Annotated in this window: 15 protein-coding genes; 9 read left to right on the top strand and 6 right to left on the bottom strand. The window is 37.5% G+C overall.

The features are described 5' to 3' along the window. Positions 1–5 precede the first annotated feature (5 nt). Entirely contained in the window at positions 6–635 is a 630-nt protein-coding gene (locus IPI99_10180) for an outer membrane lipoprotein carrier protein LolA (GenBank protein ID MBK7340882.1), read from the bottom strand. 168 nt (positions 636–803) lie between these two features. Between IPI99_10180 and IPI99_10185 the strand changes: the two genes are divergently transcribed. The 7 genes from IPI99_10185 (at position 804) to IPI99_10215 (ending at position 8,694) form a co-directional block, all read left to right on the top strand. Beyond that, entirely contained in the window at positions 804–1,544 is a 741-nt protein-coding gene (locus IPI99_10185; protein ID MBK7340883.1) for a TIGR02206 family membrane protein, read from the top strand. Between the two features lie 330 nt (positions 1,545–1,874). Further along, on the top strand, positions 1,875–2,468 hold the full coding sequence (locus IPI99_10190) for a YceI family protein (GenBank protein ID MBK7340884.1): 594 nt from the start codon (positions 1,875–1,877) through the stop codon (positions 2,466–2,468). Between the two features lie 30 nt (positions 2,469–2,498). Next, complete coding sequence (locus IPI99_10195) at positions 2,499–3,845, top strand: hypothetical protein (GenBank protein ID MBK7340885.1); 1,347 nt, start codon at positions 2,499–2,501, stop codon at positions 3,843–3,845. 77 nt (positions 3,846–3,922) lie between these two features. Next, the gene (locus tag IPI99_10200; protein ID MBK7340886.1) at positions 3,923–4,522 is read left to right on the top strand and encodes a YceI family protein; all 600 of its coding nucleotides are present in this window, start codon (positions 3,923–3,925) and stop codon (positions 4,520–4,522) included. A 180-nt stretch (positions 4,523–4,702) separates the two neighbouring features. Beyond that, the gene (locus IPI99_10205) at positions 4,703–6,496 is read left to right on the top strand and encodes a DUF1800 domain-containing protein (GenBank protein ID MBK7340887.1); all 1,794 of its coding nucleotides are present in this window, start codon (positions 4,703–4,705) and stop codon (positions 6,494–6,496) included. A gap of 8 nt (positions 6,497–6,504) precedes the next feature. After that, positions 6,505–7,914, top strand: a complete 1,410-nt coding sequence (locus tag IPI99_10210; GenBank protein MBK7340888.1) for a DUF1501 domain-containing protein — start codon at positions 6,505–6,507, stop codon at positions 7,912–7,914. A 12-nt stretch (positions 7,915–7,926) separates the two neighbouring features. Next, a complete protein-coding gene (locus tag IPI99_10215; GenBank protein ID MBK7340889.1) occupies positions 7,927–8,694 on the top strand; it encodes a hypothetical protein in 768 nt (255 codons plus the stop codon). Between the two features lie 29 nt (positions 8,695–8,723). Here the strand turns inward: IPI99_10215 and trmD are convergent, their stop codons facing one another. The 4 genes from trmD to IPI99_10235 all read right to left on the bottom strand — a co-directional run bounded on the left by trmD (position 8,724) and on the right by IPI99_10235 (position 14,163). Then, positions 8,724–9,401 carry a tRNA (guanosine(37)-N1)-methyltransferase TrmD gene (trmD, locus tag IPI99_10220; protein ID MBK7340890.1) on the bottom strand — a complete coding sequence of 226 codons (678 nt, stop codon included), beginning with the start codon at positions 9,399–9,401 and terminating at the stop codon, positions 8,724–8,726. 517 nt (positions 9,402–9,918) lie between these two features. Beyond that, positions 9,919–10,503 carry an FKBP-type peptidyl-prolyl cis-trans isomerase gene (locus tag IPI99_10225; protein MBK7340891.1) on the bottom strand — a complete coding sequence of 195 codons (585 nt, stop codon included), beginning with the start codon at positions 10,501–10,503 and terminating at the stop codon, positions 9,919–9,921. A gap of 84 nt (positions 10,504–10,587) precedes the next feature. Continuing rightward, positions 10,588–11,979: a dipeptidase gene (locus IPI99_10230; GenBank protein MBK7340892.1), complete on the bottom strand. Its 1,392-nt coding sequence runs from the start codon at positions 11,977–11,979 to the stop codon at positions 10,588–10,590. A 30-nt stretch (positions 11,980–12,009) separates the two neighbouring features. Then, a complete protein-coding gene (locus IPI99_10235; GenBank protein MBK7340893.1) occupies positions 12,010–14,163 on the bottom strand; it encodes a S9 family peptidase in 2,154 nt (717 codons plus the stop codon). 88 nt (positions 14,164–14,251) lie between these two features. Between IPI99_10235 and IPI99_10240 the strand changes: the two genes are divergently transcribed. Together IPI99_10240 and IPI99_10245 are read left to right on the top strand one after the other, a co-directional pair. Further along, on the top strand, positions 14,252–15,238 hold the full coding sequence (locus IPI99_10240) for a hypothetical protein (GenBank protein ID MBK7340894.1): 987 nt from the start codon (positions 14,252–14,254) through the stop codon (positions 15,236–15,238). Next, positions 15,217–15,822, top strand: a complete 606-nt coding sequence (locus IPI99_10245; GenBank protein MBK7340895.1) for a tRNA-(ms[2]io[6]A)-hydroxylase — start codon at positions 15,217–15,219, stop codon at positions 15,820–15,822. Before IPI99_10240 ends, IPI99_10245 begins: the two co-directional genes overlap by 22 nt. Before the next feature lie 2 nt (positions 15,823–15,824). Here IPI99_10245 and IPI99_10250 read toward each other — a convergent pair whose 3' ends face one another. Continuing rightward, positions 15,825–18,932 carry a glycosyl hydrolase gene (locus IPI99_10250; GenBank protein MBK7340896.1) on the bottom strand — a complete coding sequence of 1,036 codons (3,108 nt, stop codon included), beginning with the start codon at positions 18,930–18,932 and terminating at the stop codon, positions 15,825–15,827. Positions 18,933–18,990 lie beyond the last annotated feature (58 nt).

Raw genomic sequence — 18,990 nt, forward strand, 5'->3', positions numbered from 1 at the left:
TGTGTTTATTCTCTTAAATCTTCAATATGTGCTGCTTTAAACTGGCTTGCATCAAAGTGAAATGTGTTATCATTACTGCTTGATTTGATGAGCTTTTTAAATTGAATTGAGATACGGTTCCCATTTTTTTCAAAAAATTCTATTTTAGAGATGGAATTATCATTTGGCTGGTAGTATAATTTTATTTTGAAAACATTGTCTTTTATGTTAGTTGGTTTGAAGTCTATCACTTTTAAGATGATGCCATTTAACTTTTCTTGAGCTAACATTCTATTTGCATATTTTGAAGAGTTCAACAATGCTATCAATGCCGAAGGGTTGAATTTAACTTCTGTTGAAGCAGGACGAGTAATCTGGATTTCATTTTGTTTTTTGAGAAAAGTATATTGGTCTTTTCCATCAAAAATGATTTCTTGCTCGTGCAATTGAATTCTGTACATTTCCGTTTTAAAAGTGACTTTACCTTCATAATTCTGTTCTTTTTCTTCTGGAGTTTTTATCGTGTATTTAAAGCTTTGCTCCATAGCCACTTTTGTATTATACGTAGAACTCAGCTTGTCGAGAATTCTTTTAGCTTCAGGATCATTTTGAAGGAGTAGCCATGTTAAGGAAAATATATAGCTGATGAATATCATAAATTATGTTTATGAATTGGACAGTAAATCAGTATCAAAGATAAATTCTTCTTTGTTAAAAGAAGGTTAAATGGATTGTATTCAACTCTTTAGGTGTTGCCGAACAAAATTTTGGCACTATGATTATTATGGAATATAATAATTACTTTTACCGCTTCAATCAAAATCATGGATGGATTGACAGAGCAGATTTTTGGAGTTTCTACTGGTTTTATCAGGTACTCAGCCGAACATATTATCCCAATTGCAATATTTATAATAGCTACGATGTTCTGGATAGCCAGAATGAGAACTAAACCAGAAAAGCAAAGACACCGGTCTGCGTTTTACTTTTCGCTTGTACTGGCAGCTAGTATTGTGATCAGTACATTAATAAAGGTAATGCGTGGAGAATTTATTTGGAAGGAAGATTTACCTTTTCATTTATGCAATATCTTGGCTTTGTTGTTTCCATTTGCTTTAAAGTACAACAGGAGGTGGTTTTATGGAGTGCTATACTTTTGGGTAATTGTGGGGACATTCCAGGCGATTCTTACACCGGATTTAAAGGAAAGATTCCCCCATTTTATATTTTTTAGATATTGGTTGGTGCACTGTGGCCTGGTTAGCATCGTTTTATATGGAATTGTATGCCTGTCATGGAAAATCCGTGCTAAGGATATCGTGAATGCAATTCTTGGTGCAAACGTCTACATGGTCTTTTCTTTTATAGTGAACTATTTTTCTGGTGGAAATTACTTCTTTACTATGCATAAACCGGAGTCAGCCTCACTTTTGGATCATATAGGACCTTGGCCGTGGTATTTGCTTTCCGGCCAACTGGTCATGTTTGTGTTATTTTGTCTGGCTTATGTTCCAATTTTAGTATACAAAATGAGACAGAAAGAAGTTTCCCAGCTTGGATTCTAAGATCGTTTCCTTACTCATTTATAGCAAGAGCTTGACTTTTTTAATAAAAGCCTATTCGTCATTGCAACAATGCATATCTGAGCAATTGTCTAAGGCATTATAGGGATAGTGGTTTGCTTCATCATTATGAGAGATTTTTGAAAAATTCCGGTAATCCCAATCTTGGTCGAAAATTCGAATTTCAGTTCGCTACAGAATTATATTTTGCTATTAACAATAAATTAACTAAAAAACCAATAAAAAGTCGTTTTAATTTGAACTTTGCGCTTAAACCAAGCATTATTATAATAAAAGATATAAAAATCTTTAAATCATTTAAATAATCTTAAAATGGCAAATCAATCAAAATCATTTTTCTATTTTCTTAGTTTCTTTTTGCTGGGTGTTTTTCTACCAAAATTGACAATGGCTCAAGGCCAACTCAGATTTGGTGCTGTCAAGTTGGATATCAGTGGTACTTCAACGCTCCATGATTGGGAAATTAAATCAACAGACGGGGTAGGCTCAGCTGTCTTGGTTTTTAATAAGTCGGGTAATTTGACCAATGTGAATTCTATCCAATTTACCACCAATGCAAAATCTCTCAAAAGTGAGAGTAGCATCATGGATAATAATACTTACAGTGCCCTTAATGCAAACAAATTTCCACAAATCTCTTTTGTTGGAAACTCTACCAAGGTAGTGAGTACAGATGGTGTAAAACACAGTATAACTGTTTCAGGAAAGCTAACGATTGCAGGCACAACACTTCCCGTTGAGCTCTATGCTGTAGGGATGCTGACCGGAGACAAAACACTTACAATTAGCTGTACAAAGATCATCGACATGAAAGCCTGGGGAGTAAAGCCACCAACTTTCATGATGGGTGCGATGAAGACTGGTAAAGATGTTGTCATCAAATTTCAATCTAATTTACAGAAATAAATCTATTTTTTAACAAATAAACTTAATCAAATGAAACAGATTTTAAACAGAATCAAATCTTTATTGCTGCTTGCAATTTTACCCTCTTTTCTATTTGCGCAATATAGCATACAATTACAGCCGAGTGAGTTGCCAAACTGGCGTCCATACAATCAAGACGGAATAAATGTGTTCGAACCTCAAAAGAATTTGAACACAGGGGAGTTTACAAGGGGAATCCGCTTTGGGGCGGGATTTACTCAACAATTTCAGAGCTTGAGTCATGAAAATGCATCCGGTGCAGCAGCTTTGTATCCTAGACTTGCCTCCGGCTTTTCGATCGCACAAGCCAATCTATATATGGATGCAGTGTTAGCAGAAGGAATTACATTAAATGTGACCACATATCTTTCTGCCCGACACCATAACGAAGCTTGGGTAAAAGGTGGTTATATCCAGGTAGATAAACTTCCTTTTAAAGGTATGTTCTGGGACAAGCTCATGAATAAAATGACATTCAAATTAGGTCATATGGAGATCAATTACGGAGATCAGCACTTCAGAAGATCTGATGGTGGTCATACCCTTTACAATCCTTTCATAGAAAATTACATTATGGATGCTTTCGCAACAGAAGTCGCAGGAGAAGCATATTATCATGCGGGTCCATTCCTAGGAATGGTAGGTGTTTCAAATGGACTTATCAATGGAGGATATCAAAAATCATACTTACTAACACAAACTGGCGTTGATTCAAGCAAATATTTGAAACGCAATCCTTCTGTTTATGCAAAACTAGCTTGGCAGAATCATATCACTGATCATATTCAAGCACGGATAGGACTATCTGGCTACTTCAACAAGCATGATGGAAGGAGTACTTTATATGGTGGAGACCGTACTGGAAGCAATTATTTCTTTGTGTTGGAACCTGCGAATGCTACCTCCAAAGACAATGCATTTTCTGGACGATATAACCCTTCATTTACGAATGAAATCAGAGCTATCCAACTAAATGCATTTGTGAAAGCATATGGATTTGAACTTTTCGGAACTTTTGAGAATGCTGCAGGTAAAACAAACAGAGAAATCTATGTAACAAATGCAGACGCCAGAAGTGCAAATCAAATTGCAATTGACTTGGTTTACAGATTTTGTAAAAACGAAAACTTTTTTGTCGGAGCAAGATACAATTCAGTTTCTGGAAAGTTGATAGCCGAGAATCAAGACAAGCAAAAAATTGACCGAATAGCATTGGGTGCCGGTTGGTTAGTAACCAAGAGTATTATGTTAAAAGGAGAGTACGTGCAACAGAAATATACTGATTTTCCAAAAGCTAACATCTATGACGGAGGAAAATTCAATGGTGTAACTGTTGAGGCAGTTGTGGGTTTTTAAGTGATTTTGTTTAAAAATTTTTGGTCAGGGCAAGAGGAATTGCCCTGACCATATTTTAAAGTTTAAACTTACTAGCTTTGAAATTAAAAGTTGTTGTAATAGTTTCTGTGCTGTGCTCTGTTTCATTTTTTGGATTTGAGAATTTGAATAACCTAACCGGTAAAAAATGGTTAGTTTTACCAAGTAGCCATCTTCAAGTTACCGGATTTACGAATATTAACCAATTCAAATGCGAAATTGTGAATTACAGCATTCCCGATACCATATTTGTTGCCTCAAAGGCTCCAAAGGTACAATTGAAAGGTGATCTTTGCATTGGTGTTCAAAGTTTTAATTGCCACAATCCATTAATTACCAGGGATATGGTTTCAACGTTGAAGGGGAAAGTATTTCCTTATATGACGATTCGATTTTTATCTCTAAACAGCAATCCAAATTTCCAAGAATGTTCTGATATAAAGGGTGAAGTAGAAATCATCTTAGCCGGGGTCTCAAAATTTTTTGATATTTCTTACAATTTTGATAAAGATGACCAGTCAAATGTGTTGATGAGTGGTGTAAAAACCTTAAGCTTCGCTGATTTTAATTTACAACCACCTATAAAAATGGGGGGCGCTATCAAAACGAAGCAAACATTAATAGTAGAATTTACTCTTAAGTTAAAGCCGTTACCATAGTTTGAATACCGCTAATGATGGTTTGAACATCCAATAATTGACTTATTAAGAAACAAGGATGGCAGTCAGTCCAGCTTGTAAGCAATCAGGGTAAATATTGATTTTTTCAAAAAATCAATTCCAAAATTTACTTCTTCTTAGCATGTACCTTAAATTTGAGGAGTAATCAAATAGAAACCAATGAAAGTATTGTGCTGCGTAATTGCTCTGATATTTTTATACCCTCTTGAGCCATTTAGTCAGGCTGTGGTAATCGGTAGCAAAGATGGTCCCCCGATTAAAGTTAATTCTAGTAGTTCTTGGCAGCCATTGTACCATTTGGATAGTGCATCTGCAGAAAAAACGGTGGGTGAAACAGGCCTGATTTACAGGCAATTGACTGCAAGTAGGTTTTTGCACCAAGCGACACTTGGCTTTGATCAAGGAGATATTGATCGGCTGACCGATCTAAATTTCGATAAATGGATTGATAATCAGGTTCGTATTAAACCCAGTTATTACCTACCTGCTATGGACACTATCTTCAAAGAAGTATATGACTGGTACTTTAAGTTTAATACTGATTCGGCAGATGCGCCTACCTATTATAGTTATATTTATTATAACTATGCCTTTTGGGAAAATCATTTGAAGCAAAAAGATAAGCTGAGACAAAGAATGGCTCTTGCTTTAAGTGAAATTTTTGTCATCTCTGTAAATTCTGATCTTGGAGGTATGGGTAGGGCAGTTGCCAGCTATTATGATTTATTTATGAAACATGCTTTTGGAAATTATAAAAACCTGTTGCAAGACGTGGCTCTACACCCATCGATGGGCTACTACTTGAGTCACTTAAACAATCCTAGAGAAATTCCTGAAGAGAATATTCATCCCGATGAGAATTTTGCAAGAGAAATCATGCAACTATTTACTATTGGATTGTATGAGTTAAACCCGGATGGCTCCAGGAAATTGGATCCCGCTGGGAATCCCATACCTACTTATGATCAAGCCGATATTAAAGAATTGGCTAAGGTTTTTACGGGACTGAGTTTTTCAGGTGTTGTACCAAATATGTATGTTGACACCGCGTTTTTTGGAGTTAATTTTTATATAGGGGATTTTTTATTACCCATGAAAATGTACAATGAATGGCATGAACCAGGAACTAAAAAACTTGCAGACGATTATGTGATACCAGATGGTCAGCCCGGAATGAAAGACATTCAGGACGCTATCGATCATTTATTCAATCATCCCAACACGGGTCCTTTTATTTGTAAGCAACTGATTCAACGACTTATTAAATCTAATCCTTCCAGTCATTATGTAAAAAGAGTTGCAGATGTGTTTGCAGATGATGGCAGTGGTGTGCGTGGCAACTTTGAAGCAGTGTTGAAAGCTATCTTACTGGATCCTGAAGCAAGAGACTGTGAATGGTTGGAAGATCCTGCAAATGGTCAACTGCGAGAACCTATAACACGCTACACCCACTTTGCAAGTGCAACAAATCCAGAGCAGTACTACGGTCGGTATTGGAATGCCAGTATAGATTACCTCAATAATGTTGGCCAAATTCCATTGGCATCACCAACTGTCTTTAATTTCTTCTTGCCTACTTACGCACCATTAGGACAGATCAAAGAAATGGATTTAGTAGGTCCAGAATTTCAGATTCACAATTCCAGGACTTCAATTGGTTATTTAAATATGGTCAATTTTTGGGCAGTGTACAATTACCTCTTATATAGTTGGACAGAAAACGATCCTCCAACTTCCATTAATTTAGATGAATTCAAAAAGTACGCACGAGAGCCCGAAACTTTGATCAATAAATTGGACATGTTACTCACATATGGGAATTTATCTGATCGTACAAGAAAGATAATAGCCGAAGCAGTTGAGGAATTGGTAATTGGGGATTATCGAGAGGATCGCGTCAGGTTGGCTTTATATTTAATTTCAATTTCACCTGATTTCGCAATCATTAAATAAGCACAGCAATGAAAAATCAAAAAATCAATCGCAGGAATTTTATGGGTTCTATGAGCTGTGCAGCTCTTGGTTATGCAACGCTTTCGAATTCTATACTAAATTTAAAAGCAATTAATGCTCTGGCTTCTGCAAACTCAGCCCTAGACCCTGGGTACAAAGCTTTAGTATGTATCATGAAATCAGGAGGAAATGACTCTTATAATATGCTGGTTCCAACTACTCCGGATGAATACAAATTGTATAAAGAAACAAGGTCGCAAATTGCTTTGGATTCGAAAGATATTTTGAGTTTGAATACCATCAACACTCCTGGCAGGACCTTTGGGCTTCATCCTTCCATGACCGGAATCAGAAAAATGTTTAATGAGGGAAAGGTTTCATTTATTTCTAATATAGGAACATTAGTTGAGCCTGTAAAACGCGATCAGGTTTATTTGCAGAATGCCAAATTACCTCTTGGGTTACTGTCACATTCTGATCAGAGCCAACAATGGCAGACAGCTGTGCTCAATGATCGCGCTTCCTCCGGATGGGGAGGAAGGATGGCTGATTTGATTAAAGATCAAAATAGAGAACAGAATATTTCAATGAATATTTCAATCTCCGGTACCAACTTGTTTCAAGAAGGAAATGAAACGATTGAATATGTGATAGATCGTAGGGAGGGAAGCACAGGTATAACCGGATATGGAGCACAAGGAGAGTGGGATTATTTTAATAAAGCGAGAACGAGGGCCTTGGATTCATTGATCGACCATAATTATAAGGATATATTCCAGAAAGCTTATATGGATGTAATCAGGAGTGGGAGAGACGGTCATTTGAAGTTTAGTGAGGCACTAGGATCTGTTCCGGAATTCCAAACAGTGTATTCAGAGACTGAGCTTTCCGATTCGCTTAAAATGATAGCAAGGACAATCGCAAGTCATGAAAAATTAGGTTTTAAACGCCAAATATTTTTTGTAGATTATTATGGATGGGATCACCATGACGAAGTTTTACAGAATCAATTGGACATGCTGGGAGAAGTCGATGATGCAATGACTAGTTTTTATAATACTCTGGAGGAACTTAATCTTACAAGACAGGTTACTACCTTTACAGTTTCTGAATTTGGAAGATCTCTAACTTCTAATGGAAATGGTACTGATCATGCCTGGGGTGGCAATGTGATGGTGATGGGAGGTGATTTATTTGGGTCAAGAATTTTTGGCACATATCCCTCCATGGATTTGCAGGATGAGTTGAATGTGTATGATGGTGTATTGATACCTACCACTCCGGTTGATTTATATTTTGCAGAGCTCGCACTTTGGATGGGTGTTTCAAGAAACGATCTTGCTTATTTATTTCCAAATCTATCCAATGTGTACAATATCAATTCTGGGGCAGCGCCGCTTGGATTTTTGCATCTTTAAATTTAAGGTAAAATGAAGAAATTAATTATACTCATTATTTGTATTTTTCAAATTGATCAAACAGTTCTTTCAGCTCAATGCTTTGAGGACAGACATTCGACCAACTGGTTTGATGGCTGGGTTTCTTGTAGTGTCTCAGCTAGCCCAAATCCTGCGTTGAAATCAGGTCATTGGATACTGTATGACTTAACAGCCTTGTATAAAATTTCATCATTCCGTATTTGGAATACGAATGATCCGCAACATCTGGATTGGGGAACCAGCAAACTCCACATCAGTTATTCAGAAGACAGTATAATCTGGAAGAATGTTGGAGATGTCACATTAGAAAAAGCTAGTGGAAGCAATACGTATGAAGGTTCAGATTGGATACCATTGGATATCCCAAAGGCAAAGTACATTTTGTTGACTTCTAAAGAAAGTTTTGGTGGTAGCTGTCATGGATTCGCTGAAGTAAATTTTCAAGCAGAGAAAGTTAAAATTAATACAGCCAGCAAAGATGAATTATCAATACCAAAACCACTTTCATTGGTGCTAACTCCAAATCCATTTTCACAATTGCTTCGTTTAAACATTCAAGATGCTATTCCCGGAAATTATATTCTCAATGTACATAACTCAATCGGAGACCTCGTTGATTTTAGAAAAGTAAGTGTACAAAGTGGTGAGGAAAGTCTGGAAGTTGATGCGCGTTCTTGGCCCGCAGGATCTTATGTATTTACATTGACAAATGATAAAATGCAAGTGAGAATTGTTGGAATTAAAATGGCACCTCAATAGGAGTACGCGTAATTTTTAATGTTGTAAAATTACTCCTCCAGTAAATCGGGTCTTAAAGTTTTGGTTTTTTTAAATGATTCCTCTTGTCTCCATTCCTCAATATTTTTAGCATGTCCAGACAGTAGTATTTCAGGAACAGGATAACCTCTGAAATCTGCTGGTCTTGTATATACCGGTGGAGCGAGAAGTTTATCTTGAAATGAATCTGTCAAAGCGGATGTTTCATCATTGAGTACCCCGGGAATTAATCTACCTATTGTATCTACCAAGACCGCTGCAGCAAGTTCTCCACCACTCAAAACATAATCCCCAATCGATATTTCCATTGTAATCCAATGATCTCTTACCCGTTGATCAATGCCTTTATAATGCCCACATATCAACAATAAGTTATCTTTCAAAGAGAGTTTGTTTGCTGTCTGTTGAGTCAATGTTTTGCCATCTGGGCTTAAATAAACAATTTCGTCATATTTTGACTGACTCTTTAGTTTTTCTATACAATTTACAAGAGGTTCTGCCATCAATACCATCCCGGCACCACCACCAAAAGCATAATCATCAATTTGTTTATACTGGCCAAGACCATAATCGCGTAAGTCAATTAAGTTAATCTCGAGTAAACCCTTTTCATTTGCTCGTTTTAGAATACTATGCGAAAATGGGCCTTGCAATAATTCTGGGACTGCTGCAATAATATCAATTTTCATCTCCGTAGTTTGTTGCTAATGTATTATTTTTTAATTTAAACATGACATTAAAAATTTCTTTTAATAAAAAATCAATTTTCGACTTCTTGAAAAATTGATTAAAATTTGGAATTAACATCAATATTAATGTTGAAGATCAATCCAGCAAAAAATTGACTTCAATATTAATCTATGACGCAAAGCTTAATTTTTAAGGATGGCTCAATTTTAATTTAGCTAATTTCGGATTCACTCCGTTTTACCATTGTTGACCCAATTGAAAAAAAGACAAAAGTATACTCTCTTTAAAGTAATTACAATGACGCGCAAAGTTTAGCTCAGATCACTCATTATCGCGTGAAATCAAGCACTCGATAATCGCATTGCCAAACCATTCGATCAGCCCAAAAAGCTTTATTTTATAATAATTTGAGTCTCTCTACGATCTCCAAACCTAAACCCTGCTAAAAAAAATGCCTCAGAAAATTCTTTGATATAAATACTAAGAAGTTTTCAGAGGCATCTTTAATCATTTAGATTATTGCTCTATATCGAGTAATTCTACTTCAAAAATTAATGCTGAAAATGGTTTTATATCTGCTCCTGCGCCGCGCTCACCGTAAGCAAGTTGATAGGGAATGTACAATTTAAATTTAGAACCTACCGGCATCAGTTGGAGCGCTTCAGTCCAACCTTTTATAACCCCATTGACAGGAAATGAGATGGGCTCACCTCTCTGTACTGAGCTATCAAATACTTTTCCATTAATCAAAGTCCCATGATAATGAGTTTTAACTTTATCCTGCAGGCTTGGTTTTTTACCCGTTCCCATTTGGATCACCTCATATTGGAGGCCTGAAGGCGTAGTAATGATCCCTGGTTTGTTTTTGTTCTCTGCAAGAAATTTTTCACCTTCTTCTTTAACTCCAGCACTTTGCAAAGCAGCTTTTTCCGACATTGTCTTTTGTACGAGCTCATTTGCGTTTTGTACTGCAATTTTACCTTTCCCCATTAGTACATCTTCCAATGCTTCCACTAAGTCTGGTGCAGAGATGTTAGTGATTCCTTCGTTTTTTAAATTATTTCCAATTAAAATTCCTAAGCTGTACGAAAATGAATCCATTTTTAAATTGTTGTTTTGTGCATTAATGCTTTGTGAAATTATAAGCAATGATGCAAACCATAAATATTGTTTCATGTAATAGTTTTACTTTGTTTTAGATTCAGCATAGAATTGAAAAAAGTAAGGTATTGTTTCAATTCCCTTGTAGTAATTAAACACACCATAGTGTTCATTAGGTGAATGTATATTGTCTGAGTCCAGACCAAATCCCATTAATACTGATTTTGCTTTGAGTACTTTTTCAAATAATGCAACAATTGGAATGGATCCTCCGCTCCTTACAGGAATAGGATTTTTGCCAAAGGTTTTTTTCATTGCAGCCATTGCAGCAGCATATTCAGCTGTATCAGTCGGTGTAACTGCAGCTTCTCCACCATGGTGAGGTTTTACACTGACTTGAACAGATTTTGGAGCTATTTTCTCAAAATGTTTGGTAAATAATTTCGTTATGGTTTCCGAATTTTGGTTCGGAACTAAACGCATCGAAATTTTTGCGGATGCTTTAGAGGGAAGGACTGTTTTGGCACCTTCTCCTATATAGCCACCCCAGATTCCATTAACATCCAGAGTTGGTCTGATAGATGTTTGTTCGATCACCGTATAGCCTTGTTCACCCTGAACATCTTTCACACCTAAGTCTTTTTTATATTCATTTATTTTGAATGGGGCTTTGTTCAAAGCTTTTCTTTCTGTAGGCTTTAACTTGAGCACGTCATCATAAAATCCTGGGATAGTAATTCGACCTTTTTTGTCTTTCAAAGAAGCGATCATTTCGCACAGAATATTGACAGGATTCCCTACAGCACCGCCATAAACGCCGGAATGTAAATCCCTGTTCGGCCCGACGACTTCAACTTCCAGATAGCTCAACCCTCTCAATCCTACTGTAAGGGATGGAACCTTGTTTGCAATAATAGAGGTATCAGAAATTAATATGGTAGAGCACTTGAGCAAATCTTTATTTGACCTACAAAATTGCTCCAGATTTGATGAGCCAACTTCTTCTTCACCTTCAACAAGAAATTTGACATTGCAAGGCAGCTCATCATTTGCTAACATTGCTTCAACAGCTTTAATGTGCATATAAACTTGGCCTTTGTCGTCACAAGACCCTCTGGCAAAGATAGCACCGTCCGGATGTAGTGGAGTTTTCTTGATTACAGGTTCGAATGGTGGTGAATCCCACAAATGAAGTGGATCCGGAGGTTGTACATCATAGTGTCCATAAATCAGTATCGTAGGTTTTTTTGGATCAATTATTTTCTCCCCATAAACAATCGGATGACCTTTAGTCTCATGGATTTTAACATGATCTACTTTTGCTTGAGTCAGGGCTTTTGCTACAAATTCGGCCGTAGCACGGACATCTTTTGCGTGCTTAGGATCAGCCGATACGGATGGAATCTTGAGAAAGTCCAATAATTCATCCAGATATCTTTTTTTATGAGCGTTGATATACGATTGTACGTTTTGCATAATTCTTTATTTAGTCATTAGAAAATTTCTTCAATATTTTGGCGTAATACCCATCTGGTCAAACATGAAGCTCGTCATATCAGCTGACTCCGCTATCTTTTTATGAGTAGGCTTTCCGGCACCGTGTCCGGCACCTACATCGACACGAATCATAGCAGGTCTTGTTGACTTTTGAGCTTCTTGCAATGTAGCAGTAAATTTGAATGAATGTGCAGGTACCACGCGGTCGTCATGATCTGCTGTAACAACCATCGTTGAAGGATAATTGTTTGGTTTTAGGTTGTGAAGGGGAGAATATTTAATCAAATAATTAAAATCTGTCTCTGACTCTGAACTTCCATAATCTGTAGCCCAGGCCCAACCTATGGTAAATTTATGGTACCTCAGCATATCGAGGACTCCAACTATCGGAAATGCAACCTGACAAAGATCCGGTCGTTGTGTGATACAAGCGCCAATAAGTAGTCCGCCATTGGATCTTCCTTCAATGGCTAAAGTTTTTCTAGTGCAGTAGTTGTGAGTTACCAGATAATCTGCTGCTGCGATAAAATCATCAAAAACATTTTGTTTATTTTGTTTGGTTCCGGCAAGGTGCCAATTTTTTCCAAATTCACCCCCTCCTCTGATATTTGCTACAGCAAACAGGCCACCATTTTCTATGATAGGTATACGGGCTGGGTTGAAAGCAGGCATAACAGGGATGTCGAATCCTCCATAGCCATACAACAAAGTTGGAGTCAAAGAACCTGTAGGTTTGTTTTTTAAATGAGTAAGAAACATTGGGATAGAAGTACCATCCTTACTTTTATACCAGATTTGCTCAGTCGTGTAAAGATCCGGATTGTAGGTGAGATTTGGCTTGAAGAAAACACTAGATTTGGAGCTGTTCATATCATAGTTAAAGACTGTATTTGGCCTGAGAAATGAATGAAAGCTAAAGTACATTTCATGAGAAGTAGCTAATCCATTGAATTCTCCAACAGAGCCCATTTCCGGCAATTCAATGGTTCGATACAGATTTCCATTTGTGAAGAACAATTGAAGTTGGTGGGTGGCATTTTTGATAGTTCGGACGAGTATATATTTGCCACAGAAAGTACTTCCGTCAATGACAGCATCTTTTGATTCTGGAATGATGGTTTGCTGTAAGTTACTTCTTGAATTCTTTACATTAAATGAGACTATTTTCCAATTTGCAGCATCTGCGTTTGTAGAAAAGAAAAGCTCATCACCTAATATCCCGGTGTAGTAATAGTCATCGTTAAAATTTTCAACTATCCAATTAATCTTATTTTGCCTGTCTGATAGATCCAAAACTCCCAAGGCATTGCCACTTGTAGACTCTGAAGCGGTAATAATGAGAAAGCGCTCATCTTCAGTGACTTTTGTATAAAAATTTCTAAAGGGGTGGTCATTATCCCTAAAGACAAGCTGATCTTCAGTTTGGTCAGTACCCAGTTTGTGGTAATAAATTCCATGGTATTCGTTTTTTCCAGATAAGGCATCACCTTTTTGAGGTTCAGGAAATCTGCTATAATAAAATCCATCACCTTTCCATGATGTTGATGAAAATTTCACCCATTGCAAATGATCTTTGAGAACATTTTTGTTGTTCAGATCCATTACTTTTATTTCATTCCAATCCGAGCCGGAGGATGAAACCTGGTATGCAAGGTATTTTTCATCATTTGAAATAGCATAATCTGTCAACGAACTCGTTCCATCCGCAGAAAACTGATTTGGGTTCAGAATTTCCTGATCCTGAGTTTGAGCTTTTTGACGTAAGTATAAGATATCATGATTTTGAGTGCCATTATTTTTAAAAAAATACAAATTTCCTGAATTTGTCATTTTGGGGACGCCACACCTTTGGTAATTATACAACTCGGTAATTCGTTGATTGAGCTTATGGCGATAGGGAATTTTGTCTAGATAAGAGAAGGTCAATTTGTTTTGTGACTCAACCCAATTTTTTGTTTCAACTGAATTGTCATCCTCGAGCCAGCGGTATGGATCATTTACTTTAGTGCCGAAATAATCATCTGTCACCGCTTGCTTTTGGCTTTTAGGATAAACCCAACCGGATCGTGGGGGTGGAGTTGTGTCCTCACTGAGTTTGCGTTGGCAGCTTGGGATGAAGGTCATAAGGGGCAAAATAAAATAAAAAAGACTGTATTTCGACATTTTTTGGTCGGATTATTGATTAAGATAGCCTAAACATAACAAAAGTAGTACCACAGCTGGAAAATGTGATAATTTTGAGAAGTTTTATATGATTAACGCATACCATATAAGGTTTAGCCTGCTTGGAATTGGCTTATTGGTCAGTTTTTGGACGGATTCTTATTCGCAGACAGGAAAAAGTCTCAAGACAGGTGTTGAAAATATCCTGGAAAGGAAAAATCTCCTGATTGAATCCGCTATAGATTCAAGTCTTCGTGAAATTCAGATTTTGATGAAAGCAAAGGATTCTATTCGTTTGAGATACGAGACTATAGATATGAAGCCTTCCAAGCGCGAGTTGCAGAAAAACAGGGATTTAGATGAGCAGATTGACCGATCATATCAAGCGGTGCGTTCCTATGATCTTTTGCTGGCTGAAAATCGTAGGGCATTCTTTATGAATCCATCTGAAGTTCACATGACTGAGAAAAAATTTGAAAAGCAGATGATTTCAATCCGGAAAGGTGATTTCCCAAAAATAGTTCAGAAGAATTCTAATCCGCTAGCACCAATGATTGACAATTCAGGTGTCAAAGACTTTCAGATTTGGGAGGAGTGCGATGCCAAACTTTCCGAAGATGGGAAGCTGAAATCCACCAATTACAAAAAACTTTTTTACAACACTGATCCAAAATTAGAAAAATATTTTCCGGAAAATGATTTTATAGAATGTTATGCAAGGGTAATAAAAAGTAAAAAAAATTGGTTCCTTGATTTAAAATTGATTTTAGCAAACCAAAAGGTTCTCAAATTAATGGGAAATCTCTCTTATGATATTCCTATTAAGTTGATTTTTATGGATGGAGATTTTATTTATCTAAGAAATATTAGTATTACTTCACCTGTGTATGAAGCACAGACTGGGCGGAGTTCGTATAAAATTCAAGTAACATTGGATAGAGAGAAAGTTCGTAAATTAAGAAAAAAGGAAATTGACCAAATGGTTATGGTTTGGAGTTCCGGAATTGAGCAATACGAAGTTTACGATTTTTCAATTATCAAAAGAATGATTGCATGCCTCGAGCAAAGGAATTAACAACACTTGGTTTGCAGCTACCGACTGATCCGAGGTGGACAAATCTGGCCGAAATGTCTTTGGAAGATATATTAACCGACCATGCGTATTGTGAACAAAAGGCTGCAAGTGCTTGTATCTCTTTAGTCCAGCAGTTTCCTGATAGAGTCGAGTTGGTGCGACAAGTCTCTCCGATAGTTACAGAAGAGTGGGGCCACTTTAGATTGGTCATTCAGGAGTTGGATAAACGGAACTTGAATCTCGGTTTTCAAAGAAAAGACTTGTACGTGCATGGTCTCCTGTCTTTTCAAAAAAAAGGCGGAAGTCGAGAAGATAGATTACTGGATCAGCTTCTCACTTGTGCATTGATTGAAGCCCGGAGCTGTGAACGATTCAAGCTGCTTTCTCAAGAATTGGAGGATGAGGATTTGCAAAAATTTTATCACCATTTTATGGTATCTGAGGCCGGACATTACAAGATGTTTATCGAGCTGTCAGAACATTATTTCCCAAAAGAGATTGTCAGAAAAAGGTGGGAGCAGTTTTTAGATCATGAAGAGAAACTTATGGCATCCATGGAGATCCGAGGAGACAGAATGCATTAAAATTAGCTCTTTTTATTTTCGATTTTTTTGGGTCGAATAGCATCCAATTGCAGAATTCTTATTTTTTCATTCAAAGTTTGTAATTGTGTAGATGCCGTTATTTTATAGCGATTAATCTCTTGATCCACTTTAACAAAAGTTTCATCTCTAAACTCAATAGCCTGCTGAGGTGGAGGAAATGAACTTTCACCGTAGAGCGCGATCAGATGCCCAAGTTTATTCGTCAACTTGATGGGATAGTTGATAGGATCCTGATTGCTTTTATTTTTTGTTTGGTATAAGTTTTGTTCAACCTGCGTAAAAATAGAGTCTATTTCGGACTTGATGAGTTTGAGTTCTTTCAAAGAATCTGAATCAGGTAGTCCTGAGAAGAAATTATTCATTTGATTTTTTATGTCTCTCATTTCTAAGATACATTTATGTGCTTCGTCGATTTTATTCCTCAATGATTTAATAAAATCATAATTTTTTTTCACATCCTCGTCAGTGACAGGAAATCTAGGATCTTTATCAATTCTACAATAAAGTGAATCTGTAAAAGCATTAGATTTTAAAATTATCTTATATTGACCCGGGTAAGCTGATGGGCCTTTCAATGAAGACCACCACAACACCATATTGTCAAATGATGTCGCCGGGCTGCCGGTATAGGGTATTAATATTAAATTGCTGCCTGCTTTGATCTCCACTTTATTTTGAGAAGCAGTAGGAAAATTGCTTGATATAGATACGGTATCGTTTGAATCGCTGATGAGAAAAATAAGAGCGGTGTCTTTTTTTGACCAGTTTGGAAAATATGAATATAGCATTATTTCTGAGGGAAGATTTTTTCCATGAGGTGTTGGTTTTTCTTGTGATGATCCATAATCTCGAAGCGAAGGGTTAGGAGTGAAAAGTTGAGGTTTCTGGATCGATTTATTGGCTTTCCGAATGGGTTCCAGGTTGTCTATTATCCATAATCCTCGACCTTGAGTACTGGCTATAAGTGAATTGTTTTTGATGACCAGATCAGTGATTGGTGTGATGGGGAGATTCTGTTGTAGCGGATACCAGAGTTCTCCTTTATTATAACTGATATAAATTCCTTTTTCTGTGCCTGCATAGAGCACAGAGGGATCGAGCGCATCCACTCTAATACAACGAGTGAAATGATCTTGTGCTATTCCTTTGGTGATCAACATCCAAGTTTTGCCAAAATCATTTGTACGAAAAAGGTAGGGACGATCATCTCCATTTTTATATGAAGTAGCCGCCAAATAACACACGGATGGATCCTTAGGATCAGGTTCAATAGAATTGATAAGCGTCCAATCCGGCAGTAGAGGAGGACTGACATTTGTCCAATTTTTTCCTGCATCTTTGCTTACGAAGACTAAACCATCGTCAGAACCCGTCCAGAGCAAACCCTCAACTGCTGGAGACTCGGCTGCACAAAATATAGTGCAATAATATTCAACTGATGTATTGTCTTTAGTCACAGGACCTCCGGAAGCTTTTTGGCGGGATTTATCATTTTTCGTGAGGTCAGGACTTATGGTTGACCAACTTTGTCCACGGTCCTTGCTGACATGAAGGTGATTGGAAGCAACATACAATTTGGTTGAATCGTGAGCAGAATAGAAAATCGGAAAATTCCACTGGAAACGATATTTCAAATCCTCAGCTCCATGTCCAATAGGATTGTCCGGCCATACATTTATAGCTTGCGAAATGTCTCGATTGTGATCATAAAGAGTAAGGTAACCGCCATAAGAACCACCGATTACGATTTCAGGGTCAATGGGATTTGGCACAATATACCCGGATTCTCCGCCGGCTGTTGATTCCCAATCAGCAAAACCTATTTTATTACCGACTGATCTTGAATTTATTCGAATAGCGCTGTTGTCTTGTTGAGCTGCATAAATCCTAAACGGGACATGGTTATCTACATTTACTCTATAAAATTGTGCAGTTGGTTGATTGTAAATACTGGACCAACTTTTTCCTCCATTCTCAGAAATTTGGGCACCTCCATCGTGTCCAACGATCATCCGCTGGGAGTTTGAAGGGTCAAGCCAAAGATCATGATGATCCCCGTGAGAAGTGTTGACTTCACTGAAAGTTTTGCCGCCATCCTTGGAGTAATGTAATGAAACATTGAGTACATAAACGCCATCGGGATTTTTCGGGTCAGCATAAACGCGTGTAAAATACCATGAGCGTTGCCTCAGTTTGTTTTCCGAATTCACTTTCTCCCAGGTTTTTCCTGAATCATCTGATCTGTAAAGACCCCCATTTAAGTTCTCTATCATTGCATATATTCTCTCCGGTCGCTGGGGACAAATACTGAGGGTAACCTTACCCCAAATACCTTCAGGTAACCCTTCATTTTGTGTCAGATTTTGCCAGCTTTCTCCGCCGTCCATTGATTTGTAAATACCGCTACCGGATCCACCGCTTACAAACTGATATGGATTTCTGAGAACATGCCACATACCGGCATACATGATCTGAGAGTTTATTGGATCTATTGCTAAATCGGAGGCGCCTACAGTGTCTGAGATGTAAAGCACTTTTTTCCAATTTTTTCCACCATCTATTGACTTGAAAATCCCCCTTTCCGGACCGGGTCTGAATACATTTCCTATCGCCGCTACTAGGACATTGTTTGGGTCTTTTCTATGAATGCGGACGCGGCTGATTTGTTTGGTTCCCGCTAATCCCATATGAGTCCAAGTTCTCCCAGCATCGGTTGATCTCCAAATACCATTACCCGACGACATATTTCCTCTCAATGTTTCCTCTCCTGTTCCTGCATATAATATGTCCGGGTCACTGGCAGAAATTTCTACAGCACCTACTGATCCTCCAAAGTATCCATCAGATATATTATTCCATGATTCGCCTTTGTCTGAAGTTTTCCAAACACCACCTCCTGTGGTTGCCATATAATAGGTTTGTAAATCAGAATTGACACCGCAAACACCGCTGACTCTACCTGCTCTTGGTGGGCCAAGCTCTCGCCATTGGACCGCCTCAAAAATTTTCTGATGGGGATTTTCTTGTCCTTGCAGTACAATGTGCAGGTTACATAAGAAGGAAATGATAAGTAAAATTGCTTTTTGCATGATACAAAAATACCAAAAAGCAATGATTCAATATTTTTACAAACGCTAGGAGATACTG

This window comes from Saprospiraceae bacterium (genome assembly GCA_016710235.1).
Classification (GTDB): domain Bacteria; phylum Bacteroidota; class Bacteroidia; order Chitinophagales; family Saprospiraceae; genus Vicinibacter.

Bases quoted from the DNA above. Each gene is read 5' to 3' on its own strand.
- IPI99_10235 (MBK7340893.1), bottom strand. From the start codon at position 14,163: ATGTCGAAATACAGTCTTTTTTATTTTATTTTGCCCCTTATGACCTTC.
- IPI99_10185 (MBK7340883.1), top strand. From the start codon at position 804: ATGGATGGATTGACAGAGCAGATTTTTGGAGTTTCTACTGGTTTTATC.
- IPI99_10240 (MBK7340894.1), top strand. From the start codon at position 14,252: ATGATTAACGCATACCATATAAGGTTTAGCCTGCTTGGAATTGGCTTA.
- IPI99_10190 (MBK7340884.1), top strand. From the start codon at position 1,875: ATGGCAAATCAATCAAAATCATTTTTCTATTTTCTTAGTTTCTTTTTG.
- IPI99_10225 (MBK7340891.1), bottom strand. From the start codon at position 10,503: ATGGATTCATTTTCGTACAGCTTAGGAATTTTAATTGGAAATAATTTA.
- IPI99_10215 (MBK7340889.1), top strand. From the start codon at position 7,927: ATGAAGAAATTAATTATACTCATTATTTGTATTTTTCAAATTGATCAA.
- IPI99_10180 (MBK7340882.1), bottom strand. From the start codon at position 635: ATGATATTCATCAGCTATATATTTTCCTTAACATGGCTACTCCTTCAA.
- IPI99_10195 (MBK7340885.1), top strand. From the start codon at position 2,499: ATGAAACAGATTTTAAACAGAATCAAATCTTTATTGCTGCTTGCAATT.
- IPI99_10250 (MBK7340896.1), bottom strand. From the start codon at position 18,932: ATGCAAAAAGCAATTTTACTTATCATTTCCTTCTTATGTAACCTGCAC.
- IPI99_10210 (MBK7340888.1), top strand. From the start codon at position 6,505: ATGAAAAATCAAAAAATCAATCGCAGGAATTTTATGGGTTCTATGAGC.
- IPI99_10230 (MBK7340892.1), bottom strand. From the start codon at position 11,979: ATGCAAAACGTACAATCGTATATCAACGCTCATAAAAAAAGATATCTG.
- trmD (MBK7340890.1), bottom strand. From the start codon at position 9,401: ATGAAAATTGATATTATTGCAGCAGTCCCAGAATTATTGCAAGGCCCA.
- IPI99_10205 (MBK7340887.1), top strand. From the start codon at position 4,703: ATGAAAGTATTGTGCTGCGTAATTGCTCTGATATTTTTATACCCTCTT.
- IPI99_10245 (MBK7340895.1), top strand. From the start codon at position 15,217: ATGCCTCGAGCAAAGGAATTAACAACACTTGGTTTGCAGCTACCGACT.